Origin of the sequence: Streptomyces stelliscabiei, from assembly GCF_014873495.1 — a bacterium.
GTDB classification, from domain to species: domain Bacteria; phylum Actinomycetota; class Actinomycetes; order Streptomycetales; family Streptomycetaceae; genus Streptomyces; species Streptomyces bottropensis.
The window spans coordinates 7,932,763-7,955,483 of sequence record NZ_JADBGF010000001.1 but is presented as its reverse complement, the minus strand read 5'-3'; the positions used below and the strand labels follow the sequence as shown (position 1 = coordinate 7,955,483).

Annotated in this window: 13 protein-coding genes; 2 read left to right on the top strand and 11 right to left on the bottom strand. The window is 69.1% G+C overall.

The features are described 5' to 3' along the window. Positions 1–66: 66 nt before the first annotated feature. The 9 genes from H4687_RS35040 to ngcE form a co-directional block, all read right to left on the bottom strand. Entirely contained in the window at positions 67–1,593 is a 1,527-nt protein-coding gene (locus H4687_RS35040; protein WP_046918011.1) for an amino acid permease, read from the bottom strand. 146 nt (positions 1,594–1,739) lie between these two features. Next, positions 1,740–3,659 (bottom strand): 1-deoxy-D-xylulose-5-phosphate synthase, encoded by a 1,920-nt coding sequence (gene dxs / locus H4687_RS35035; protein WP_046918012.1) that lies wholly within the window; start codon positions 3,657–3,659, stop codon positions 1,740–1,742. A gap of 230 nt (positions 3,660–3,889) precedes the next feature. Then, complete coding sequence (locus H4687_RS35030; RefSeq protein ID WP_046918013.1) at positions 3,890–5,212, bottom strand: sugar ABC transporter permease; 1,323 nt, start codon at positions 5,210–5,212, stop codon at positions 3,890–3,892. Next, complete coding sequence (locus H4687_RS35025; RefSeq protein WP_078531497.1) at positions 5,209–6,000, bottom strand: ATP-binding cassette domain-containing protein; 792 nt, start codon at positions 5,998–6,000, stop codon at positions 5,209–5,211. The genes H4687_RS35030 and H4687_RS35025 overlap by 4 nt, the downstream gene beginning before the upstream one ends. 210 nt (positions 6,001–6,210) lie before the next feature. Beyond that, the gene (locus tag H4687_RS35020; protein WP_373560610.1) at positions 6,211–7,314 is read right to left on the bottom strand and encodes a sugar ABC transporter substrate-binding protein; all 1,104 of its coding nucleotides are present in this window, start codon (positions 7,312–7,314) and stop codon (positions 6,211–6,213) included. A gap of 124 nt (positions 7,315–7,438) precedes the next feature. Beyond that, entirely contained in the window at positions 7,439–8,638 is a 1,200-nt protein-coding gene (locus tag H4687_RS35015; protein WP_046918015.1) for an ROK family transcriptional regulator, read from the bottom strand. A 201-nt stretch (positions 8,639–8,839) separates the two neighbouring features. Next, entirely contained in the window at positions 8,840–9,772 is a 933-nt protein-coding gene (locus tag H4687_RS35010) for a carbohydrate ABC transporter permease (protein ID WP_020114177.1), read from the bottom strand. Positions 9,773–9,793: 21 nt separating this feature from the next. Continuing rightward, positions 9,794–10,723 carry a carbohydrate ABC transporter permease gene (locus H4687_RS35005; RefSeq protein ID WP_046918016.1) on the bottom strand — a complete coding sequence of 310 codons (930 nt, stop codon included), beginning with the start codon at positions 10,721–10,723 and terminating at the stop codon, positions 9,794–9,796. 137 nt (positions 10,724–10,860) lie between these two features. Then, the gene (ngcE, locus tag H4687_RS35000) at positions 10,861–12,333 is read right to left on the bottom strand and encodes an N-acetylglucosamine/diacetylchitobiose ABC transporter substrate-binding protein (RefSeq protein WP_046918017.1); all 1,473 of its coding nucleotides are present in this window, start codon (positions 12,331–12,333) and stop codon (positions 10,861–10,863) included. 471 nt (positions 12,334–12,804) lie between these two features. Between ngcE and H4687_RS34995 the strand changes: the two genes are divergently transcribed. Beyond that, positions 12,805–16,602 (top strand): GH92 family glycosyl hydrolase, encoded by a 3,798-nt coding sequence (locus H4687_RS34995; RefSeq protein WP_046918018.1) that lies wholly within the window; start codon positions 12,805–12,807, stop codon positions 16,600–16,602. 101 nt (positions 16,603–16,703) lie between these two features. Here the strand turns inward: H4687_RS34995 and H4687_RS34990 are convergent, their stop codons facing one another. Both H4687_RS34990 and H4687_RS34985 read right to left on the bottom strand, forming a co-directional pair. Next, positions 16,704–17,777 carry a lytic polysaccharide monooxygenase auxiliary activity family 9 protein gene (locus tag H4687_RS34990; RefSeq protein ID WP_179859990.1) on the bottom strand — a complete coding sequence of 358 codons (1,074 nt, stop codon included), beginning with the start codon at positions 17,775–17,777 and terminating at the stop codon, positions 16,704–16,706. 271 nt (positions 17,778–18,048) lie between these two features. Further along, positions 18,049–18,531: a hypothetical protein gene (locus tag H4687_RS34985; protein WP_046918020.1), complete on the bottom strand. Its 483-nt coding sequence runs from the start codon at positions 18,529–18,531 to the stop codon at positions 18,049–18,051. Positions 18,532–18,928: 397 nt separating this feature from the next. Here H4687_RS34985 and H4687_RS34980 point away from each other — a divergent pair, with 397 nt between their 5' ends. Next, a complete protein-coding gene (locus tag H4687_RS34980) occupies positions 18,929–22,636 on the top strand; it encodes a S8 family serine peptidase (protein ID WP_050398057.1) in 3,708 nt (1,235 codons plus the stop codon). Positions 22,637–22,721 lie beyond the last annotated feature (85 nt).

Genomic DNA, 22,721 nt, shown 5'->3' with positions numbered 1-22,721 from the left:
GCCCCGTGCGCCCCCGGAAGAGCGGGGGCGTACGGGGCCGGAGGGCACATGCGCGGCGCGGACCGGCTACGAGGCGTCGCCGCGTCCCGGCGGCCCGCCCGGGTCACCCGTCAGGGTCTCCTCGTGGCGTCCGAGCCGGCTGTGCGAGCGGCCGTAGAGGAAGTAGACGAGGAAGCCCAGGAGCATCCAGCCGGCGAAGCGGAGCCAGGTCTCCGTGGGCAGGTTGAGCATCAGCCACAGCGACGCGCACACCGACAGGATCGGGATGACCGGCACCCAGGGGGTACGGAACGACCGGGGCAGGTCGGGGCGGGTCCGGCGCAGGATGACCACGCCGATCGCGACGACCACGAAGGCGAACAGCGTGCCGATGTTGACCAGCTCGGCTAGCTCGCTCAGCGGGGTGAAACCCGCGAGGACCGCGATGACCACACCGAGCAGGACGGTCGGCCGGTGCGGCGTCTTGAACCGGGGGTGGACGCGGGAGAAGAAGCGTGGCAGCAGCCCGTCGCGGCTCATCGCGAAGAACACCCGGGTCTGGCCGAGCAGCAGGATCATGCACACGGTCGTCAGGCCGACGGCGGCGCCGAAGCTGATGAAGCCCGCGAACCACGGATGCCCGGTGGCCTTGAAGGCGTCGGCGAGCGGCGCGGTCACCGACAGCTTCGTGTAGTGCTGCATGCCGGTGACGACGATCGACACCGCCACGTACAGCGTGGTGCAGATGACGAGCGAGCCGATGATGCCCCGGGGCATGTCCCGCTGCGGGTTCCTCGTCTCCTCGGCGGCCGTGGCGACGACGTCGAAGCCGATGAACGCGAAGAAGACCACGGAGGCGGCCGTGAAGATGCCCATCACACCGAAGTTGGAGGGCGCCCAGCCGAACATCAGCTGGATGAGCGGCGACTGGAGGCCGTCCCCCGCCTCGACCGCCTGCGCCTTCGGGACGAACGGGTCGTAGTTGTCGCCCTTGACGAAGAAGGCTCCCGCGATGATCACGGTGAGGACGACCGTCACCTTGATCGCGACGACGAGGGAGGTGACACGCGCGGAGAGCTTGGTGCCGATCACGAGGATGGCGGTGAGGATCAGGACGAGCGCGGCGGCGAGGATGTCGAAGCCGAAGCCGTCGGCCCCGTCTCTCGTGCCGAGGGCCGCCGGTAGCTCCCAGCCGGCGTTGGCCAGCAGCGAGTGGATGTAGCCGGACCAGCCGACGGCCACCACCGCCGTCCCCAGCGCGAACTCCAGGACCAAGTCCCAGCCGATGATCCAGGCGGGCAGTTCCCCGAGGGAGGCGTAACTGAAGGTGTACGCGGACCCCGCGACCGGGACCGTGGAGGCGAACTCCGCGTAGCAGAGGGCGGCGAGCGCGCAGACGACGCCGGCCACGACGAAGGCGAGGGCCACGGCGGGACCGGCGTTGTTCTTGGCCACCGTGCCGGTGAGGACGAAGATGCCGGTGCCGATGATGACACCGACGCCGAAGACCGTCAGATCCAGCGCGGACAAGGATTTCCTGAGCGCGTGTTCTGGCTCCTCGGTATCGAGGATGGACTGCTCGACCTTCTTCGTCCGGAAGAGTGTGCTGCTCACAGGCGTACCTCCCACGCTTGTCGTCCTCGACATGATCGAGAGGGGGCGTGGTGCACATGCCCCGGCGCGAGGGGTTTCACGCGAACGGGCCGGTCTCACCACCGTAAAGAATGGTGGGACCGGCCCGGACGGCCCAACCGGACCGATCAGTCGCGGGCGGGTTCCACCTCCGCCGTGGTGTCGCCGAACCGCCCGTCGATCTTGGAGACCAGGCCGGTGACCTGGCGGGCGATGTCGGGCGCGGTGAGCCCGATCTCGGCCAGGACCTCGGCGCGGGTGGCGTGGTCGAGGAAGCGCGGCGGGATGCCGAAGTCGCGCAGCGGGATGTCCACGCCGGCGTCGCGCAGCGCCTGGGCGACGGCCGAGCCGACGCCGCCGACGCGGGAGTTGTCCTCGACGGTGACGACCACGCGGTGCTTGTCCGCGAGGGGCGCCATGTGCTCGTCGACCGGCTTGACCCAGCGCGGGTCGACGACGGTCGTGGTGATGCCCTGCTTGTCGAGCAGACCGGCGATCTCCAGGCACATCGGCGCGAGGGCGCCGACGGAGACGAGGAGCACGTCCGGGGTGTCGGTGCCCGGCTCGCGCAGCACGTCCATGCCGCCGACACGGCGCAGGGCCGGGACGGCGGGGCCGACGGCGCCCTTGGAGAAGCGCACCACGGTCGGCGCGTCCGTGACCTCGACGGCCTCGCGGAGCTGGGCGCGGACCTGGTCGGCGTCGCGCGGCGCGGCGAGCCTGAGCCCCGGCACGACCTGGAGGATCGACATGTCCCACATGCCGTTGTGCGAGGCCCCGTCGGTGCCGGTGACGCCGGCCCGGTCCAGGACGAAGGTCACCCCGCACCGGTGGAGGGCGACGTCCATCAGGACCTGGTCGAAGGCACGGTTGAGGAAGGTGGCGTAGACGGCGAAGACGGGGTGCAGGCCGCCCGTCGCGAGGCCCGCCGCGGACACCGCGCCGTGCTGCTCGGCGATGCCGACGTCGTACACGCGCTCGGGGAAGGCCTTGGCGAACTTGTCGAGGCCGACCGGCTGGAGCATGGCCGCCGTGATGGCGACGATGTCCTCGCGCTCCTTGCCGAGCTTCACCATCTCCTCGCCGAAGACGGAGGTCCAGTCGGCGCCGGAGGAGGCGATCGGCAGACCCGTGTCCGGGTGGATCTTGCCGACGGCGTGGAAGCGGTCCGCCTCGTCCTGGAGGGCGGGCTGGTAGCCGCGGCCCTTCTCGGTGAGGCAGTGCACGATGACCGGCCCGCCGAAGCGCTTGGCGCGGGCGAGCGCGGACTCCAGGGCCTCGATGTCGTGCCCGTCGATCGGGCCGACGTACTTCAGACCCAGGTCCTCGAACATGCCCTGCGGGGCGATGAAGTCCTTCAGCCCCTTCTTGGCGCCGTGCAGCGTCTCGTAGAGGGGGCGGCCGACGACGGGCGTGCGCTCCAGCAGGTCCTTGCCGCGGGCCAGGAACCGCTCGTAGCCGTCGGTGGTCCGCAGGGTGGCCAGGTGGTTGGCGAGGCCGCCGATGGTGGGCGCGTACGAGCGCTCGTTGTCGTTGACGACGATGACCAGCGGGCGGTCCTTGGCGTCGGCGATGTTGTTGAGCGCCTCCCAGGCCATGCCGCCGGTGAGCGCGCCGTCGCCGATGACCGCGACCACGTGGTCGTCGCGTTTGAGCACCTGGTTGGCCTTGGCGAGGCCGTCGGCCCAGCCGAGCACCGTGGAGGCGTGGCTGTTCTCGATGACGTCGTGCTCGGACTCGGCCTGCGAGGGGTAGCCGGACAGGCCGCCCTTCATCTTCAGCCGGGAGAAGTCCTGACGACCGGTGAGGAGCTTGTGGACGTAGGACTGGTGTCCCGTGTCCCAGAGCACCTTGTCGCGGGGCGAGTCGAAGACACGGTGCATCGCGATGGTGAGCTCGACCACGCCGAGGTTCGGGCCGAGGTGACCGCCGGTCTTCGACACCGCCTCCACGAGGAAGGTCCGGATCTCCTCCGCCAGCTGGTCCAACTCCTCCAGACTGAGCCGGTCCAGATCGCGCGGTCCCCTGATGCGGGTCAGCAGCGGCACCCGTGCCTCCTTGCGATAGTGCTGTTCGAGCGTTACCGGGCTCGTCGAAGTCTAATCTTCCGCGCGGACGGCCGACGGCCGGGCGGTCGCCTGCTACGTCACGCGAACGGCGTAAACCATCCTGCGCGGACGTACCCGTACGAAACGTCCGAGAACAAGCGGAAGTGCCCGGCGCCTCGAAGGCACCGGGCACTTCCGCGCCCTGAGAGGGCGTGAGGCGTCGAGGGCCGCTACGCGCGACCGGCCGCCTTCTGGCTCTTACGGCTGACGGAGTCGATGACGACCGCACCCAGCAGAACCGCACCCGTGATCATGTACTGGATCGAGGTGTTCATGTTCAGCAGGTCGAGACCGGTCTGGATCGACTGGATCACCAGCATGCCGAGGAGCGCCGACCAGACCGAACCCCGGCCGCCGAAGAGGCTGGTGCCGCCGATGACCGCCGCGGCGATCGCGAGCATCAGCGTGTTGCCGCCACCGGCGGACAGCGTCGCGCTCGCGGTCTGACCGGCGAAGAACATGCCGCCGACCGCCGCGAAGCCACCCGAGATGGCGAACACGGAGATCCGGATCATCGGCACGTTGATACCGGCACGGCGGGCGGCCTCGATGCCACCGCCGACCGCGAACACCTTGCGGCCGTAGGTCGTACGACGCAGCACGAAGTCCACGATCACCAGCGCCACGAGGAAGATCACCAGCGCGTTGGAGACACCGGAGGCGTCGTTGAGCACCGCGGCGGCGACGAAGGACGCGACGGCGAGGGCGCCGACCCGCAGCAGGATCTCGCTGGTCGGCCGGAACGGCACGCCCGCCGCCCGGCGGCGGCGCTGCTCGTTGAGGTTGCCGACGAGGGAGAGGACGACGGCGACACCGGCCAGGATGTACGCGCCGATGATGGCCTGGTCCATGAAGAAGGAACTCTGGCCGAGCAGGTGGACCGGACCCGTGTCGGACGGGATGTTGATCGTGCCGCTGTCGCCCAGCAGCCACAGCATCAGGCCGTTCCAGCCGAGGAAGCCGGCCAGGGTGACGACGAACGCCGGCACCCCGATCCTGGCGAAGAACCATCCCTGCAGCGCGCCGATGGCGACACCGGTGATGATCGCGAGGACCAGTGACAGCCAGGCGTTCACACCGTGGGTCACCGCGAACACGGCGAACAGGGTGGAGGCCAGACCGCTGACGGAGCCCACGGACAGGTCGATCTCGCCGAGCAGCAGCACGAACACCAGGCCGATGGCGAGCATGCCGGTGGCCGAGAGGAAGTAGCTGATGTTCGAGAGGTTGTCGGCGCTCAGGAAGCGGTCGTTCTGGAGCTGGAAGATCGTCCAGATGACGATCAGACCGATGACCACCGGCAGCGAGCCCAGCTCGCCGCCCTTCACCTTGCGCTTGAACTCGGTGACGTAGCCCTTGAGGCCCTCTTCGCGGACCAGCAGGCGCGGGTCGACGACGGAGACCGGCGCGGCCGTGGGGTCGTCGGCGGGCGCGACCGTGGTCTGGCCCTGCACGGAATCACTCTTCACGGGGGTCTTGGACGTGTCGCTCACTTTGCCGCCTCCGTGGTGCGCCGCCCCGCACGACGGGTCACGGCGTTGTCCGTGGCTCCCGTGATCGCGGCGATGATCTCTTCGTGGCTGGTGTCCTTCACGGAGAAGGAGCCGTTGTTCTTGCCCAGGCGCAGGACGGCGACGGTGTCCGCGACCGCCTTCACATCGGCCATGTTGTGGCTGATGAGGATGACGGCGAGGTCGCGCTCGCGCAGCCGCTCGACCAGGTCGAGGACCTGCGCGGTCTGCTCGACACCGAGGGCGGCCGTGGGCTCGTCCAGGATGACGAGCTTGGGGTCGCCGATGAGGGCGCGGGCGATGGCGACGACCTGACGCTGACCGCCGGAGAGGCTCGCGATCGGGATGCGGACGCTCGGGATGCGGATCGAGAGCGTGGACAGCAGTTCGCGGGAGTTCTTCTCCATCGACACCTCGTCGATGACGCCGCGGTGCAGCAGCTCGCGCCCGAGGTAGAGGTTGCCGACGACATCGAGGTTGTCGCAGAGCGCGAGGTCCTGGTAGACCGTCGCGACGCCGAGTCCCTGGGCGTCGTGCGGCTTGTTGATCCTGACCGGCTCACCCTGCCACTCGATGACGCCCTCATCGATGGGGTGGACACCCGCGATCGTCTTGACCAGGGTGGACTTTCCTGCGCCGTTGTCGCCCACCAGGGCGACCACTTCTCCGGCGTGGACCTCCAGCTCGACGTCGGTGAGGGCCTGAACCGCACCGAATCGCTTGGAGACTCCGCGCAACGCCAGCACGGGCGTAGCGGACACGTGAACCATCTCCTTCGCCGCCTGACCGGCGGGGATGCCGCGCTGGGAACCAGGCGCGGAGGAATGTGCGGGCCCCGTCGACGGGGGCCCTCGCACAAGGCTTACAAGGTGAACATGCGAGTGGCCGCCGCTCTTTCGGCGGCGGTTCCGTCCGGCGCCCGCCCCGGAAGCGGGGTATGGGTGGGGCGGGCGCCGGACAGGCTCAGTGGGCCGGAGCGACTACTCCAGGCCGGCGGACTTGCACGCCTTGGCGTACTCCGGGGTGCAGATGTCGGCGACCGTGTACAGGCCGTCCTTCACCACCGTGTCCTTGATGTTCTCCTTGGTGACGGAGACCGGGACCAGGAGCTTCGCCTGGACCTTGTCGCCGGAGCCGCTGGTGACCTCGGTGTCGGCCAGGGACTTGATGTCCTTGCCGTTCAGCAGGTTGACCGCCAGCTCGGCGGCGGTGTCGGCCTCCGGCTTGTAGGCCTTGTAGACCGTGGAGGACTGGGTACCGGCCACGAGCCGCTGGATGGCGGCCAGCTCGGCGTCCTGACCGGTCAGCGGGATGCCGCTGATCTTCGCACCCTTGAGGGTGTTGGCGATGCCACCGGCCATGCCGTCGTTGGCGGCGTAGACGCCCGCGATGTTCTTGGCGCCCAGCTGGGTGATCGCCGCGGACATCTTCTGGGCGGCGACGGTGTCCTTCCACAGGCCGGACTGCTCGTAGGCGATGTCGACCTTGCCGTCGAGGGCCTTGTGCGCGCCCTCCTTGAACTGACCGGCGTTCGGGTCGGCGTCGTCGCCGTTGATCATGACGACCTTGGCCTTGGGCGTGGCCTTGTCGCCGAGGGCGTCGAGGAGGGCCTGGCCCTGCAGCTCACCGACCTTGACGTTGTCGAAGGAGACGTAGGCCGAGACCGGGCCCTGCGCGAGACGGTCGTAGGCGACGACCTTGACGCCCTTGTCCACCGCGGACTGGATGGAGGACTTGATGGCGGCGGAGTCCTGGGCGGAGACGACGATGACCTTGACGCCCTTGGTCACCATGGTGCTCATCTGCTGAGCCTGCTTGGTGGGGTCCGCGGCGGCGTTCGCGTACTCGACCTTGCAGTCGGAGCACAGCTCCTTGACCTTGTCCTCGAAGTACGGCCGGTCGAACTTCTCGTAGCGCGCGGTGACGTTGTCGGGCAGGAGCAGACCGATGGTCTTGTTGCCCGAGCCGCTGTCGCTGCCGCCGTCCGAGTCCTTGTCGTCGCCGGCCTTGCCACAGGCGGCCACGGACAGCGCCAGCGAGATCGCGGTGGCGCCGATCGCGACTCTACGCATCGTTGCGTTCATTTGGGTTGTGCCTCCCTGACACGGGCCGCAGCACTGCGGCCGAGGTGGCTGGAAGTCAACTCGGCCACACGTGCGACGTCAAGAAGTAAATCCTTAACGGGTTGGCAACGGCGTGTTTCGTTCTCTAAGTGAAGACAGGGGTCGCTGCGGAGAGGGTACCGTCCAAAAGGGTCGAATCACCCATCTCGCTGAGGGCCAGGGCCAGGGCCCCGAGGACCTCGGCTCGGCCGCCAAGTGCCCCTGGCAACACCGAGAGTTGACGTGCGGCACTCGGGATCGCGTACCGGCCGACCGACTCCCTTATGGGTCCGAGAACCAGCTCTCCGGCCTCGGCGAGATCGCCACCGAGGACCACGCGGCTCGGGTTCAACAGGTTGCAGAGATTGGCGACTCCACTTCCGATGTGTCGGCCGACGTCGGCGATCACCCGACGGCAGCCCGGATCCCCGTCCCTCGCCAACCGTACGACCCCTTCCATGGTCAGGTCGGTGCCATGGCTGGACTGGAGCAGCGGCAGCACATAGCGCGCGGCCGCGAAGGTCTCCAGGCAGCCACGGTTGCCGCAGCGGCAGACCGGGCCGGATTCATCAAGAGTAATATGCCCGATTTCTCCCGCTGTGCCACCCGGACCCCTGTAGATCTTGCCATCGATCACCAGTCCGGCCCCCACGCCGCTGGACACCTTGATGTACGCCAGGTCCCGCACCCCCCGGCCGCTGCCCCAGACCAGCTCACCGAGGGCGCCGAGGTTGGCGTCGTTGTCCACGTGCACGGTCACACCGAGCCGGTCGCGCATCTCGGCGGCGGGCTTGGTGCCGGTCCAGCCCGGCAGGATGGCCGTGGAGCCGAGCGAACCGGACTCCACGTCGATCGGACCGGGCACGCCGAGGCCCACGCCGGCGATCTTCGCGCGATCCACCCCGATGGCCTCGACCAACCGGGTGACCAGCTGTTCCGCCCGGTCGAAGCCCTGCGTCGAGGAGGCGTCCACGTCCAGCGGCTCAGCCTCCTCGGCGAGCACCTGATGGGCGAGGTTCCCTATCGCGACGCGCAAATGGGTGTGCCCGAAGTCCACGCCGATCACGATCCCGGCGTCCCCGCTGAGCGAGACCGCGCGCGCCCGCCGGCCACCGGCCGACGTGGGCGTGACCTCGACGGTTCCGCCGTCCTTCAGCTCCCGCACGATGTTGGAGACCGTGGCGGCGGACAGACCGGTCGTCCTGGCGATCTCCGCCTGGGTCAGCGACCCGGCGAGCCGCACCGCCCGGACGACGCGTTCGAGATTTGCTCGGTGCAGCGACGACTGCGACCCCGGAGTCTCCATCGACTCATCCACTCCCGTCCCAGACGGACGGCCCGCACGCCGCCCGTGACCCAGGCCACAGCCACGGAACCCGGGTCACTTACAAGTTGTGAACTCCAAGCTCCGCTGAACGGGTTACCGCAGTCAAGTCCTTGAGGGAAACTGGGACCGCCGAGTGACCACTAAATGTCACTCTGCGGCTACTTGAGGTCCCGGAACGGGTTACTTGAGGGTGGCCGAGGTGAGCCCCGCCTGCACCTGGCGCTGGAAGGAGAGGTAGACCACGAGCATCGGGATCATGGCGATGGTGACACCGGCGAAGAGGACGGGCAGGTCGGAGGCGTAGCCCTGCTGCTGCTGGAGCTGGATGAGGCCCTGGGTGAGGACGTACCGCTCCGGGTCGTCGCCGCTCTGCGGCTGCATGAGCACCGTGGGCAGGATGAACTGGTTCCACTGGCCCAGGGTGTTGAAGATCCCCACACTGATCAGCCCCGGCTTGGCCATCGGCAGCATGACCTGGAAGAACGTCCGGGTGTGCGAGGCCCCGTCCAGGATGGCCGCCTCGAAGACCGCGGTGGGCAGCGTCCGGAAGAACGCGTGCATGAAGAACACCGTGAACGGCAGCGAGTAGGCGACGTACACCAGGATCAGGCCCTGGTAGGTGTTCAGCATGTCCAGCCGTTTGACCATGAAGAACAGCGGCACCAGGGCGAGGAAGACCGGGAACATCGCCCCGGCGACGAAGAAGTAGTACAGCAGCCGGTTGCCCGTGAAGGGGTAGCGGGCCAGGACGTACGCGGCCATGGACCCGAACAGCATGGTCAGGGGCACGGAGAAGACCAGCACGATGACCGTGTTGACGAAGTAGTCCCCGATGCCCTTGTCCCAGGCACGGGAGAACACCTCCAGGGACCAGTTCTCGGGCCAGCCGAAGGCCGAGCCGCCGATCTGCGCGTCGGTCTTGAAGGCGCTGAGCACCAGCCACAGCAGCGGCAGCACGATCAGCAGGGCCCACAGGGCGAGGAAGCCGTGCGAGAAGACGTTCAGGACGACGCCTTCGCCGCGCTCGTCGCCCGGGCCGGTCCTGCCCTTGTCCACCGTCGGGCCGGTGGGGACCGAGTCGCCGCGCGAGGCGGTCTTGAGGGGTGCACTCATCACTTCTGTCGTCTCTCCCGCTCAGAACTCGACGCGTTCGCGACGGGTGGCGCGCAGCATGACCACCGACACGATCAGGGTGAGGAGCAGCATCACGACGCCCATCGCACAGGCGTAGCCGCTCCTGCCGTACAGCAGGAAGTTCCGCATCATCACGGTCGCCATGACCTCGCTGTGGTGGTCGGGGCCGCCCCCGTACTCGCCCGCGGTCATGGTGGAGACCAGGATGAACATGTCCATCGCCGCGATGCCGAGGTAGACCCAGGCGGTCTGCACGGAGTCCCACAGCAGCGGCAGGGTGATGCGGAAGAAGGTGTGGGCGCGGCCGGCGCCGTCGATCAGCGCGGCCTCGTAGATGTCCCTCGGGATGGCCTGCATGGCGGCGGAGAACAGCACGAGGTAGAAGCCGACACCGTGCCAGACGACGACCAGGATGAGCGCCCACAGCACGAAGTTCGGCTCGTTGAGCCATTCGACGGGGCTGCTCTCGTCGACCAGCCCCAGCTTCAGCAGCAGGCCGTTGAGCATGCCTCCGCTGTCGCTGCGGTACACGGCCCCGAACAGCACGGCGAGGATCGCCAGCGACAGCACCTGCGGGAAGAAGTAGACGATCTTGTAGAACCCCGACCCGGCGACCCCCGAGACCCCGCCGGCCCGGCCGCGCCCGCCCGCGTTCAGCATGAAGGCGAAGAACAGCGCGAGCAGGATGGTGATCACCGGGATGAACACCAGGAACAGGATGTTGTGCCAGATCGCCTGGAGGAAGATGTCGTCCTGGAACAACGCCGTGTAGTTGTCCAGGCCGATGAAGGAGAACGTCTGCGACTGTCCCTTCCAGTCCGTCAGCGAATAGCCGAACGTCTGGATGTACGGCCAGATCACGAAGATCAGATAAAGCGCCACGGGGACGAGAAGAAACCCCGCGACGAACCGGTTCTGCCCTTTACGCATTGGCGTTTCCCTGCCTCGGCTTCCATGAGACGAAAGGCGCGCCCCCGGGTGTCAGGGACGCGGGGAACTGCGCGGCGAGCCGCCACCAACCCGCAGCTCACCACAGTGCGCAGCTCCCCGGGCGCTCCGACGCCCCGCTAGTCCCGGTGGTTCTTCTTGGAGTCGGGATCCTTGGCCTGCTTGTCCACGGCGGCCTGTGCCCGCTTGAGCCACTCGGCCGGCTGGATCCGCTTGGCCATCAGTTCGTTCGACGCGTTCTGGATCGCCGTGTCCATCTCGCTGTACCACTCGGTGTACAGGTAACGGAACGTGTTGTCACCGGCGGCCTTGGAGACTTTCACCGTCGACTGGGTACCGGGCCGCAGGGAGACGCCGGTGTCGACCCCGTCCTTCACGATCGTCAGGGAGTTCGCCTCCTTGGCGAACAGCGTCGACCACTCCTTGGAGAGCATCATCCGCATGAATTCCTTGGCGGCCGGCAGGTTCTTCGCCTTGGAAGGGATGATGAACGGCTCCCCGGAACCGGCCCGGATCGCCTCGAAGGGCATCACGCTGTCCGGCAACACCGGCATCGGCATGAACGTCATGTCGAAGTCGTCCGGGGTCTGCTTCAGCTGCTCGTTCTCCAGCCAGGAGCCGGAGGTGATGAACACGGCCTTGTACTGGTTCCAGCGGGCCTGGGACTCGGTGTGGGTCAGGCCGTTCGTGCCGGGCATCAGATAGCCCTTCTCGACGACCTCGTAGATCGCCTCGACGCCGGCCTTCGCGGCGTCGGAGCCGACGAACGCCTTGGGGTCGAGGTTGTCGATCGCCTTCATGGCCTCCAGACCGCCCGTCTTGGCGATCAGGTCCATGATGGCGACGTTGATGTAGTACGGGTACTTCCCCTGGTGGGCGAGGCCGCCGATGCCCTTGGCCTTGGCCTCCTTGCAGATGGTGAGGAAGTCGGCCCAGGTCTTGGGCTCCTCCCAGCCGTTCTCCTTGAAGAGCTTGCCGGAATACCACAGGCCCCACACCGTGTAGATGTAGTTCAGGGCGACGACCTTGTTCTCCTGCATGCCCGCGTCGAGCGTGCCGGGGATCAGCGTGTCGCGGACCTTCTTGTCCGGGTCGTCGATCGAGGGGGCGTCCAGGATCTCGGCGAGGTCGAGGAGCTGGTCGTTCTTGTAGAGCACGTCGATCGGGATCTGCTGGGCGCCGGAGTCGTCGACGATGTCCGGCGGGTTGCCCGCGTTGAACCGCGGCTGGAGTTTGCCGGTGATCTCCTGGGTGCCGGTGTGGGTGGAGGCGACGCCCCACTTCTTCTGGAAGGCGGCCTCCCAGGCCCTGGCGTAGGCGTCGCCGTAGCCGCCCTTGAAGATCACGACGTCGAGCTTGCTGCCCTTCTTGACGCCGAAGGGGTTGGAGGCGGAGGTCTTGCCCTGGCTGTCCTCGGAGGTGTCGTCGCCGCCGCCTCCACTGGCACACGCGGACAGGAAGCTCATCGTCGGGACGGTGATCAGGCCCAGCGCGGCGGAACGCTTGATCAGATCGCGGCGGCCGACGCCTTCGGGGTCGGTGGCGGCGACCCCCTCGGGGCCGTTGTCGTTCTCAGCGGTAGTGGATCCCATGCTCAAGTCCTCGCCTTCTCCAGGACTCAGGCGGTGAACCGGATCCTCCCGGCACCGCGGTCGGTTCAAGCTGGGGTCGTGCGTGAGGATTCAACAGGGGCAAGACGGCGGTCGGCACGCGGACACGTCCGCGACCACGCTGATTCCCCCCGGGTAGGGCCTGTCCGCGGCTGTGTGACCACTATGCGGACGCCGACAGGTATAGTCCACTTCCCGCCAGGGGGGCAAGATCGAATGCAAGGTTGGCCATCGGTCTTTTCCGAGTTGAGACCTCTCGGAAATATGAGCGACCTTGCGCCACCTGACCGGAAAATCCCCGCCATTCGTCCCGGGTGGCGCACTCAACACCCTTGACATCACACATCACTTCAACCCCTACTGGTCCCTGCGTTACGCGGTCGACAACGTTGTCCCCTTTCGATCATTTCTTGATCGAAAACTGTCTGCTGGACGTAGGGAGAGTGCTCGCTGATGCGGCACGGGCGGGGTTCCACGGCGGCGCTCGGCGCCGCCGCGTTCGCACTGGTGGTGGCCTCGCAGGGCGCGGCGGTCGCGATACCGGACCGGCCGGCGGCCGGGGAGCGGGAGTTCAGCTCCTCGTTCGAACCGGACGACCCGGCTCCGGACTGGCTCAGTACGACCGACACCGCACCGGACGGCTCCCCCCGGGCCTCCGGCGTCGACGGCGGCTACACCAGCGGCATCCCGGGCGACATCACCGACCATGTCACCGACGTCCGGGCCAGTGGCGAGAACACGGGCGGCGGGGAGGTGAAGGAGAACCTCGTCGACGGCGAGTCCGGCACCAAGTGGCTCACCTTCCAGCCCACCGGCTGGGCGGAGTTCGACCTGGACCGCCCGGCGAAGGTCGTCACCTACGCGCTGACCTCGGCGAACGACGTCGAGGCGCGCGACCCGAGGGACTGGACCCTCAAGGGCTCCGCCGACGGCAAGGAGTGGAAGACCCTCGACACCCGCTCCGGCGAAGGCTTCGGGGAGCGCTTCGAGACGAAGTCGTACGACATCCCCGGCGACGCGGTGGCCGAGTACCGGCACTTCCGGCTCGACATCACCAGGAACAACGGCGCCTCGATGATCACCCAGCTCGCCGATGTGCGGTTCTCGACGGGCGGCGGGCAGGCACCCGCGCCGAGGGAGATGCTGTCGCTGGTCGACCGGGGCCCGAGCGGCTCGGCGACCGCCAAGGCCGGCATGGGCTTCACCGGCAAGCGGGCCCTGCGGTACGCGGGCCGGCACACCGCCGACGGCCGGGCATACGCGTACAACAAGGTCTTCGACGTGAACGTGGCCGTCGAGCGGAACACGGAGCTGGCGTACCGGATCTTCCCCTCGCTGGCGGACCGCGATCTGGACTACGACGCCACGAACGTCTCGGTCGACCTGGTCTTCACCGACGGCGGCTCGCTCAGTGACCTGGGGGCGCGGGACAGCCACGGGTTCCCGCTGTCGCCGCGTGGCCAGGGCGCGGCGAAGGTGCTGTACGTCAACCAGTGGAACGACGTGGTCTCCCGGATCGGCTCGGTCGCGGCCGGGCGGACCGTGGACCGGATCGTGGTGGCCTACGACTCCCCGAAGGGCCCGGCACGGTTCCGCGGCTGGCTCGACGACGTCACGCTGCGGGTGCGGGCTCCCGAGCGGCCGAAGGAGCATCTCTCCGACTACGTGGTGACCACCAGGGGAACGAATTCCAGCGGCGGTTTCTCCCGCGGCAACAACTTTCCGGCGACCGCGGTGCCCCATGGCTTCAACTTCTGGACGCCGGTGACCAACGCGGGATCACTGAGCTGGCTGTACGACTACGCGCGGGCCAACGACGCGGACAATCTGCCGACCGTCCAGGCGTTCAGCGCGAGCCATGAGCCGAGCCCGTGGATGGGCGACCGGCAGACCTTCCAGGTGATGCCCTCGGCCGCCGCCGGCACCCCCGAACTGAGCCGCACGGCAAGGGCGTTGGCCTTCCGGCACGAGAACGAGACGGCCCGGCCGTACTACTACGGGGTCCGCTTCGAGAACGGCGTCAGGGCAGAGATGGCGCCCACGGACCACGCGGCGGCGCTGCGCTTCACCTACCCCGGCGACGACGCGAGCGTCCTCTTCGACAACGTGACCGACCAGGCGGGCCTGACCCTGGACAAGGAGGCGGGAGTCGTCACGGGGTTCTCGGATGTGAAGTCCGGACTCTCCGCGGGCGCGACCCGCCTCTTCGTGTACGGGGTGTTCGACGCGCCGGTCACGGACGGCGGCTCGACCGGTGTGAAGGGCCGCCTCCGCTTCGACGCCGGCGCGGACCGCACGGTGACGCTCCGTCTGGCCACCTCACTGATCAGCCTGGACCAGGCGAAGGACAACCTGCGCCAGGAGATCCCGGACGGCACGGCCTTCGAGACGGTGAAGGACCGGGCGCGGGCGCAGTGGGACCGGATCCTGGGGAAGGTGGAGGTCGAGGGTGCGGCCCCCGACCGGCTGACCACGCTGTACTCCAGCCTCTACCGGCTGTACCTGTACCCCAACTCCGGCTTCGAGAAGGTGGGTTCGAAGCACCGGTACGCCTCGCCGTTCTCCCCCATGACCGGCCGGGACACCCCGACCCACACCGGCGCGAAGATCGTCGACGGCAAGGTGTACGTCAACAACGGCTTCTGGGACACCTACCGGACGACCTGGCCCGCGTACGCGTTGCTGACGCCCGGTCAGGCGGGCGAGATGGCCGACGGATTCGTGCAGCAGTACAAGGACGGCGGCTGGACCTCCCGCTGGTCCTCCCCCGGCTACGCGGACCTGATGACGGGCACCTCCTCGGACGTGGCGTTCGCGGACGCGTACGTGAAGGGCGTGGACTTCGACGCGAGGTCGGCCTACGAGGCGGCCCTGAAGAACGCCACGGTCGTCCCGCCGTCGTCGGGCGTCGGCCGCAAGGGCATGGCCACCTCGCCCTTCCTCGGCTACACCTCCACCGACACCCACGAGGGCCTGTCCTGGGCCCTGGAGGGCTGTCTCAACGACTACGGCATCGCCCGGATGGGCCGGGCCCTGTACCGGGAGACGGGCGAGAAGCGGTACGCGGAGGAGTCCGCGTACTTCCTCAACAGGGCGCGGAACTATGTGAAGCTGTTCGACGACAAGGCCGGGTTCTTCCAGGGCCGGGACGGCCGGGGCGCCTGGCGGGTCGACTCCTCGGCGTACGACCCGCGCGTCTGGGGCCACGACTACACCGAGACCAACGGCTGGGGCTACGCCTTCACCGCGCCGCAGGACAGCAAGGGCCTGGCCAACCTGTACGGCGGCCGGAGCGGGCTGGCGAAGAAGCTGGACACCTACTTCACCACCCCGGAGACGGCCTCCCCGGATCTCGTCGGCTCCTACGGCGGGGTCATCCACGAGATGACCGAGGCCCGTGACGTGCGCATGGGCATGTACGGCCACTCCAACCAGGTCGCCCACCACGCGATCTACATGTACGACGCCGCCGGGCAGCCCTGGAAGGCCCAGGAGAAGGTCCGCGAGGTGCTGTCCCGCCTGTACGTCGGCAGTGACATCGGCCAGGGCTACCACGGCGACGAGGACAACGGCGAGCAGTCCGCCTGGTTCCTGTTCTCCGCGCTCGGCTTCTACCCGCTGGTGATGGGCAGCGGCGAGTACGCCGTCGGCTCCCCGCTGTTCACCAAGGCGACCGTGCACCTGGAGAACGGCAGGGACCTGGTGGTCGAGGCCCCGAAGAACAGCGCGCGGAACGTGTACGTGCGGGGCCTGAAGGTCAACGGCAAGGCGTGGACGTCGACGTCGCTGCCGCACTCGCTCCTCGCCCGGGGCGGCACGCTGAGGTTCGACATGGGCCCGAAGCCGTCCCGCTGGGGCACCGGGGAGAGCGCTGCCCCGGTGTCGATCACGAAGGACGACAGGGCTCCGGCGCCCCGCTCGGACGCCGTCGAGGGAGACGGCGCGCTCTTCGACGACACCTCGGCGACGAAGGCGACCGCCGGGACGGTGCCGCTCCCGGTGCCGGCCCGCACGAAGGCGGTCCAGTACACGCTGACCTCGTCCGACCGTACCGAGGCACCGGCCGGCTGGACCCTCCAGGCCTCCGCCGACGGCACCGCCTGGAAGACCCTCGACCGGCGCTCCGGCGAATCCTTCGCCTGGGACCGCCAGACCCGGGCCTTCTCGATCACCGCCCCGAGGGCGTACGACCACTACCGCCTGGTCCTCGACGACAGCGCGACGCTGGCGGAGGTGGAGCTGCTGTCCTGACCGGTCGGGGCCGGGTGCCGCGACGCACCCGGCCCCGACCGGACCGGCGGGGCGGCCCCGGTCCGCCCCGAGCGTGTGACCGTCCCCGCCGGATCGGACCCTCAGCCCACCCGGCAGGGCAGCGTGGTCGCCGCATCACCTCCCGGCCCCTGGACCACATAGCCGAACGAGGCGGTCTCGCCGGGATCCAGCTCCCCGTTCCAGTTGGCGTTGTGCACCATCACGTTCTGCCCGCTGTAGGTCGCGCTGCCGTTCCAGAGGCTGTCGACCCGCTGCCCGGACGGCAGGGTCCAGTCGACCATCCAGCCGAGCATCGGCACGTCACCGGTGTTGGTGACGACGACCTCGGACTGGTAGCCGCCGGACCAGCTGCCCGTCGTACGCCGGGTGGCGGCGCACTCGCCCGGTACCGGCTCGCTGGGGTTGCCGGGCTGCTTGATGCCGGTCACCTCACCGTTGCCGCCGTCGAAGACGATGTCGGAGCAGGAGTAGAAGGTCTCCTGGCTGTCGGAGCGCTGCCACACCATGTAGACGAGGTGGCGGCCCGACTTGTTCGCGGGGAGCCGGCCCTGCCAGGAGTAGTTGGCCTCGACCGTGCCCGGACTGCCGGTCAGCGGCGGGTGGTCGACGCTCAGGAACGGCTGCGCCTCCAGGTCGTTCCAGGTGAGCGTCTTCGTCGGGTCGAAGCCGTCCTTGGTGATGTAGACGTAGAACCAGCCCGGGTGCGCCGCCCACGCGTTGTAGGAGAAGTCGATGGTCGCGCCGGCGGTCAGATGGGTCAACGGCCAGTCGGCGCTCGGGGTGTTGAACCCGGTGAAGTTGGTGTTGCCACCGCTGCACAGCTGCCCGTCGGGGACGAAGCCGCGGGTACGGCCCGCGCCGTCCGAGCGGAGCACCGAGAACCAGTTGTAGAACGGGGTCGTCCCGCTCACCTGCTGTGCGGACCGACACGCCGGGTTGATCGGTTTGATCTCACCGGTGTCGGTCAGCCCGTCCTGCCAGCACAGGAAGGTGCGGCTGCCGGGTTTCATCGGGGTGCCGTGCGCCTCCGCACTGCCGCTGCCGGCCGTGAGGACCAGGCCGAGCGCCGGGATCGTGGTCACGAGGGCGAGCAGGACGAGCAGGAGTGCCTGGTGGCGTCGGGGCAGCCTTAATCGTAAATTTGTCACGTGCATGACATGGTCTCCTTGCGTGTACGGCTTGGAGGTGGGGGGACGTGCGCGTGCCGGTGCGAAGGTGCCGGTGTGCGGTGCCGGTGTGCGGTGCCGATGTGCGGTGCCCGTGCGTGGATGAGTGGTGCGGGGTGGGAGCGGGTCCGGGCACGGCGGGTTCCGGTCCGTCGCGCCCATATGGGAGCGCTCCCACCCCCACCTACTCCGGAAGCTAGCGCGGAGCGCCGCGCTTGTAAACGGCTGCGGCCGGCCGCTGTCCCCCGCGAGGGTTCCGTCAGGTCGCCGGTCCTCGCGTCCAGGAGCGCTCGGCGCGGCGGCGGACGTCGGTCAGCAGACGGCGGGTCTGCTTCGCGTGCGTGCCGGTGCCGAGGACGAGGAGGCGGTAGAGGCCGCCGGCCGGCCCCGGGAAGGCGGCGCGGGTTTCGGCGCGGAGACGGATGTGGTCCGGCCCCTCCGCGTCGAGGCGGAAGGTCCAGGTGTAGGAGGAGAAGCGGTGGCGGCCCAGGAGGGTCAGCTCCCGGGGCGGGGTCGCGGCCGCCGTGCGGAAGCCGGGGAACGTCGTCGCGCCCTCCACGGGCGGGCGCGGTCCGGCGGCCGTGTGGTCGGCGCAGCCCACGAGCTTGGCGTAACGGACCACGGCGGGACGGGAGAAGGCCCAGTCGAGCGTCTCGGCGAGGGCCCACCAGACGTCATCGGCGTTCGCCTCGACGAGGACGGCGTGCTCGTCGACGAACGGGAGAGGGGCACTGCGCCGCATCGGTGCATCCATGGGGCAAGTCTTCGCCCTCCGGCCTCGACATCGCCAGGGTTTCGTCCGGCGGGGTTCGCGACAGCAGGTGGGGCCGGTCGGCACCGGAAGCCCGTGGAACGCCTCCCCCGTCGGAGGGGATGCCGTCGGAGGTGGTGTCCCCCCACCCCGTCGTGCCGCGCGCGGCGCGCGTGCCGACGGACTGGCCCCGGATCCGGGGGACGCCCGGGGGGCGTTCCGGCGTGCAGGGGACGTACCGCCAACTCCGCTGACCGAAGAGGGCGTTGGCACGGACCGGCCACGGCAATCCCTTGAGCCTCTCTCCACCCGCCACCCACTCTGATCACTGGCTTCCGCCCATCAGGCCGGAAGCGTTCTTCAGCGTTCAGGGGAGGACGCACAACCCATGCGAAGACTCCACACCCTCGGGGCCGCGGCAGGAGCGGCCGGTCTGCTCGCGGCGGCGATCACGCCCGCGACCGCCGGCCCCGGCATCGCCGATGCCCACACCCGGGCCATCGGCATCGGCAGCGCGATCGGCGGCGGGACGGCCGGCCCCGCGAGCGCGCCCACCAGCCGGACCGTCACCCTCATCACCGGGGACACCGTCACGCTCGCCCCCGGTCCGGACGGCAGACACGCCATCGACGTGCGGCGCGGTGCGGGGCGCGAGGCCGCCACGTTCCTGTCGAGCGAACGCGACGGCGAGGTCAGTGTCCTGCCGGCGGATGCCGTCCCGCTGGTGCGGGCGGGCCGCCTCGACCCGGCCCTCTTCAACGTCACCCGGCTGGTGAAGCAGGGATACACCGACGCGAGGACCGACAGCACCCCCGTGATCGCGACGTACGACAAGGGCCGTGCCACCCCCGACGGCGCCCGCCGTACGCTCGCGCTGCCCGGCATCGACGGTGCGGCGCTCAGTGCCGAGAAGTCGACCGCGTTCTGGGCGGACATCGCCCCCGCGCTCGGCACCGAACCCACCTCGGAGGCCGCGCGACGGCTCGGTGGGGGCCTCGACCGGATCTGGCTGGACGCCCAGGTGACGGTGTCCCTGGAGACGAGCGTCCCGCAGATCGGCGCGCCCGAGGTGTGGCGGTCGGGCCACGACGGCAAGGGCGTGAAGGTCGCGGTCCTGGACACGGGCGTGGACACCGGGCACCCGGACCTCGCGGACCGGATCGCCGGCTCCCGGAGCTTCGTCCCGGACCAGGCGGTGCGGGACGGCCACGGGCACGGCACCCATGTGGCGTCCACGATCGCCGGTTCCGGGGCGGCCTCGGACGGCAGGCGCAAGGGCGTGGCGCCGGGCGCGGAGCTGCTGGTCGGCAAGGTGCTGAACGACGCGGGCAAGGGCCAGTCGTCGTGGATCATCGCGGGCATGGAGTGGGCGGCGAACTCCGGCGCGAAGATCGTCTCCATGTCACTGGGCGGTACGGCGACCGGTCCCTCCGACGTGCTGAGCGAGACCGTCGACGAGCTGTCCGCGTCCACCGGCACCCTCTTCGTCATCGCGTCGGGCAACGCCGGCCCCGGCGAGCAGACCGTGGGCACCCCGGGCATCGCCGACTCGGCGCTCACCGTCGGCGCGGTCGACAAGTCGGACCGGCTGGCGCCGTTCTCCGGCCGGGGCCCGCGCCCCGGTGACTTCGCGGTCAAACCGGAGATCACCGCGCCGGGCGTGGGCATCGTCGCGGCCCGAGCCGCCGGTACCACCATGGGTACGCCGGTCGACGACGCCTACACGGCGGCGAACGGTACGTCGATGGCGACCCCGCATGTCGCGGGCGCCGCGGCGCTGGTCGCGCAGGCGCACCCGGACTGGACCGGCCGGCAGATCAAGGAAGCCCTGGCGAGCACGGCGAGGACCAACGCCGACGACACCGTGTTCGAGCAGGGCGACGGCCGGGTCGACGCCGTGCGGGCCGTCAAGCAGAACGTCTTCGCGACCCCGACGCTGAGCTTCGGCCGGTTCGAGGACGGCGACACCGGGGTCACCACCAAGGACATCACGTACACCAACGCCACCGACACAGCGGTGGAGCTGAAGATCTCCTCGTCGCTCCCCGACCTCACCGTGGACGAGCGCACGCTGACCGTACCCGCGCGGGGCACCGCCACGCTCCCGGTCGACGTCGACCCCGCGCAGGAGAGCGAGGGCAGGTACACCGGCCATGTGACGGCGACCGCCGGCGACGTCCGGGTCACCACCGGCGTCGGCTTCGAGAAGGCCCCGAAGACGTACGACCTCGCGGTCTCCCTCCTGGGCCGGAACGGCAAAGCGCCCACCGGCGGATCGATCTACACGCTCATGGAACTGAACAACGCCATCCCCGACGAGTACGGCTTCCTCGGCACCGGCTGGACCTGGGAGGTCCCGGCCGGCACCTATGCCGTCTCGACCTGGATCCCGGACCGCGACGCGGGCGGTCTGGCCGTCGGCACCTCCGTCGTGACCAGCCCCGAGATCAAGGTGAACGGGGACACCGAGGTCGTCCTCGACGCCCGCAAGGCGGTGGAGATCAAGCCGAGGACGGAGCAGAACTCCGAGTTCCAGGGCTTCACCACCAATGTGCACCGCGAAGGGGCGACCAACGGCTGGGGACTCACCTACAGCCAGGGCTTCTGGACCAAGCACGTCTATGTCACACCGACCGAGCGGGTCACCGAGGGCACCCTGGAGTTCACCGCCAAGTTCCGTCTGTACGAGAAGGAGTTGACGGCGAGCGTCACCAGCCCGCAGAAGACCTCACTGTCCTCGCTCTACTACTCCCAGACGTACGAGGACTTCCCGCTGAAGATCAGCGGTGACCACAGGGTCCGGGCGGTGGACGCGGGCGGCGGTACCGAGGCCGACTTCGCGGGGCTCGATGTCAAGGGCAAGGTGGCGGTGGTCGCGCTCGGCGCCACGGAGCGGGCGCAGAACGCGCTGGACAACGCGACCAAGGCCGGGGCCGGTTACCTCATCGCGTACCGCAAGACACCAGGGTTCTGGATCGAGTCCGTGGACCGGGCGACCACCGTCCCACTGATGATCGCCACCGGCGAGGAGGGTGCCGCGCTCACCAACCTGCTGAAGACGGGCGAGAAGGTCACGCTGAAGCTGAGCGGTACACCGGACAGCCCGTACGTCTACAACCTGCTCGCCGCACAGAGCGGAGCCATCTCCGCGGACCAGACATACGACCTCGACCACTCCAACACGGTGAAGCGGAAGGCCCGCTACCACGGGGCCACGGCCGGCGAGATCGGCGCGGACGCCCTGTACACCTTCCGCCCCTGGCAGCTGTTCGGCGTCGAGAGCAGCCACTACATGCGGCTCGGTACGGAACGCGACGAGTACTACTACGTCGACCCCGACACCCGTACCTGGCACACCGTCTATCCGAACTGGGAGACGCTCAGGGGCCAGTGGAGCCCGCTGCGGACCTTCGACAAGGCGGGCACGGTCGAGCGCACCGAGAACTGGCTGCGCCAGGTGATCCGCCCCGGAACCAGCGAGGAGTACGGCCTGCCCCAACGCACCGGCGACAAGCTCACCATGTCGGTGACGGAGCTGAACGACTCCGCGCCGGGCCACTACGGGTACATCGACGGCACCGACACCACCGGCAAGGGCAGGCTCTACGCGGACGGCAAGCTGGTCGGCGACTCGCTGCTCGGCGGCTACGGCGTCTTCGACGTGCCGGCGGCCGAGGCCTCGTACCGCTTCGAGCTGGACGTGCAGCGCCGGGCGGCCTGGGCCGAGTACTCCACCAGCACGCACACCGAGTGGACCTTCGCCTCGGCGCACACCACCACTGAGACGGCCCTGCCGCTGCTCACGGTCGGCATCGTCCCGAAGGGCCTCGACCTCCTCAACCGGGCCAAGAGCGGGCAGGAGTTGAAGGTCGATCTGCCGGTCGCCGACCAGCTGGGCAGTGTGAAGGCGCGCAGCCTCGAAGCCTGGGTCTCCTACGACGACGGCACGTCCTGGAAGGAGGTGAAGGTGAAGAGCGGCAAGGCGCGGTTCACGCCGGCGGAGGACGCCGAGTCGGTGTCGCTGCGGGTGCGGGCCACCGACCGCGACGGCAACGGAATCGACCAGACCGTGTTGAGGGCGTTCGGTCTGAAGTAGGAGCGGGCCTGTGGCGGACGCGACCCGAAACTGACGGTCACCCACCACATGTGCCTCAGCCTTAGACGGTGTCCTATGTGGTGAG

What these genes read in the sequence shown, in the direction of transcription:
- H4687_RS35005 (WP_046918016.1), bottom strand. Translation starts at nt 10,723, where the DNA reads ATGCGTAAAGGGCAGAACCGGTTCGTCGCGGGGTTTCTTCTCGTCCCC.
- H4687_RS34985 (WP_046918020.1), bottom strand. Translation starts at nt 18,531, where the DNA reads ATGCGGCGCAGTGCCCCTCTCCCGTTCGTCGACGAGCACGCCGTCCTC.
- H4687_RS34990 (WP_179859990.1), bottom strand. Translation starts at nt 17,777, where the DNA reads ATGCACGTGACAAATTTACGATTAAGGCTGCCCCGACGCCACCAGGCA.
- H4687_RS34980 (WP_050398057.1), top strand. Translation starts at nt 18,929, where the DNA reads ATGCGAAGACTCCACACCCTCGGGGCCGCGGCAGGAGCGGCCGGTCTG.
- H4687_RS35015 (WP_046918015.1), bottom strand. Translation starts at nt 8,638, where the DNA reads ATGGAGACTCCGGGGTCGCAGTCGTCGCTGCACCGAGCAAATCTCGAA.
- H4687_RS34995 (WP_046918018.1), top strand. Translation starts at nt 12,805, where the DNA reads ATGCGGCACGGGCGGGGTTCCACGGCGGCGCTCGGCGCCGCCGCGTTC.
- H4687_RS35020 (WP_373560610.1), bottom strand. Translation starts at nt 7,314, where the DNA reads ATGAACGCAACGATGCGTAGAGTCGCGATCGGCGCCACCGCGATCTCG.
- H4687_RS35010 (WP_020114177.1), bottom strand. Translation starts at nt 9,772, where the DNA reads ATGAGTGCACCCCTCAAGACCGCCTCGCGCGGCGACTCGGTCCCCACC.
- H4687_RS35025 (WP_078531497.1), bottom strand. Translation starts at nt 6,000, where the DNA reads ATGGTTCACGTGTCCGCTACGCCCGTGCTGGCGTTGCGCGGAGTCTCC.
- ngcE (WP_046918017.1), bottom strand. Translation starts at nt 12,333, where the DNA reads ATGGGATCCACTACCGCTGAGAACGACAACGGCCCCGAGGGGGTCGCC.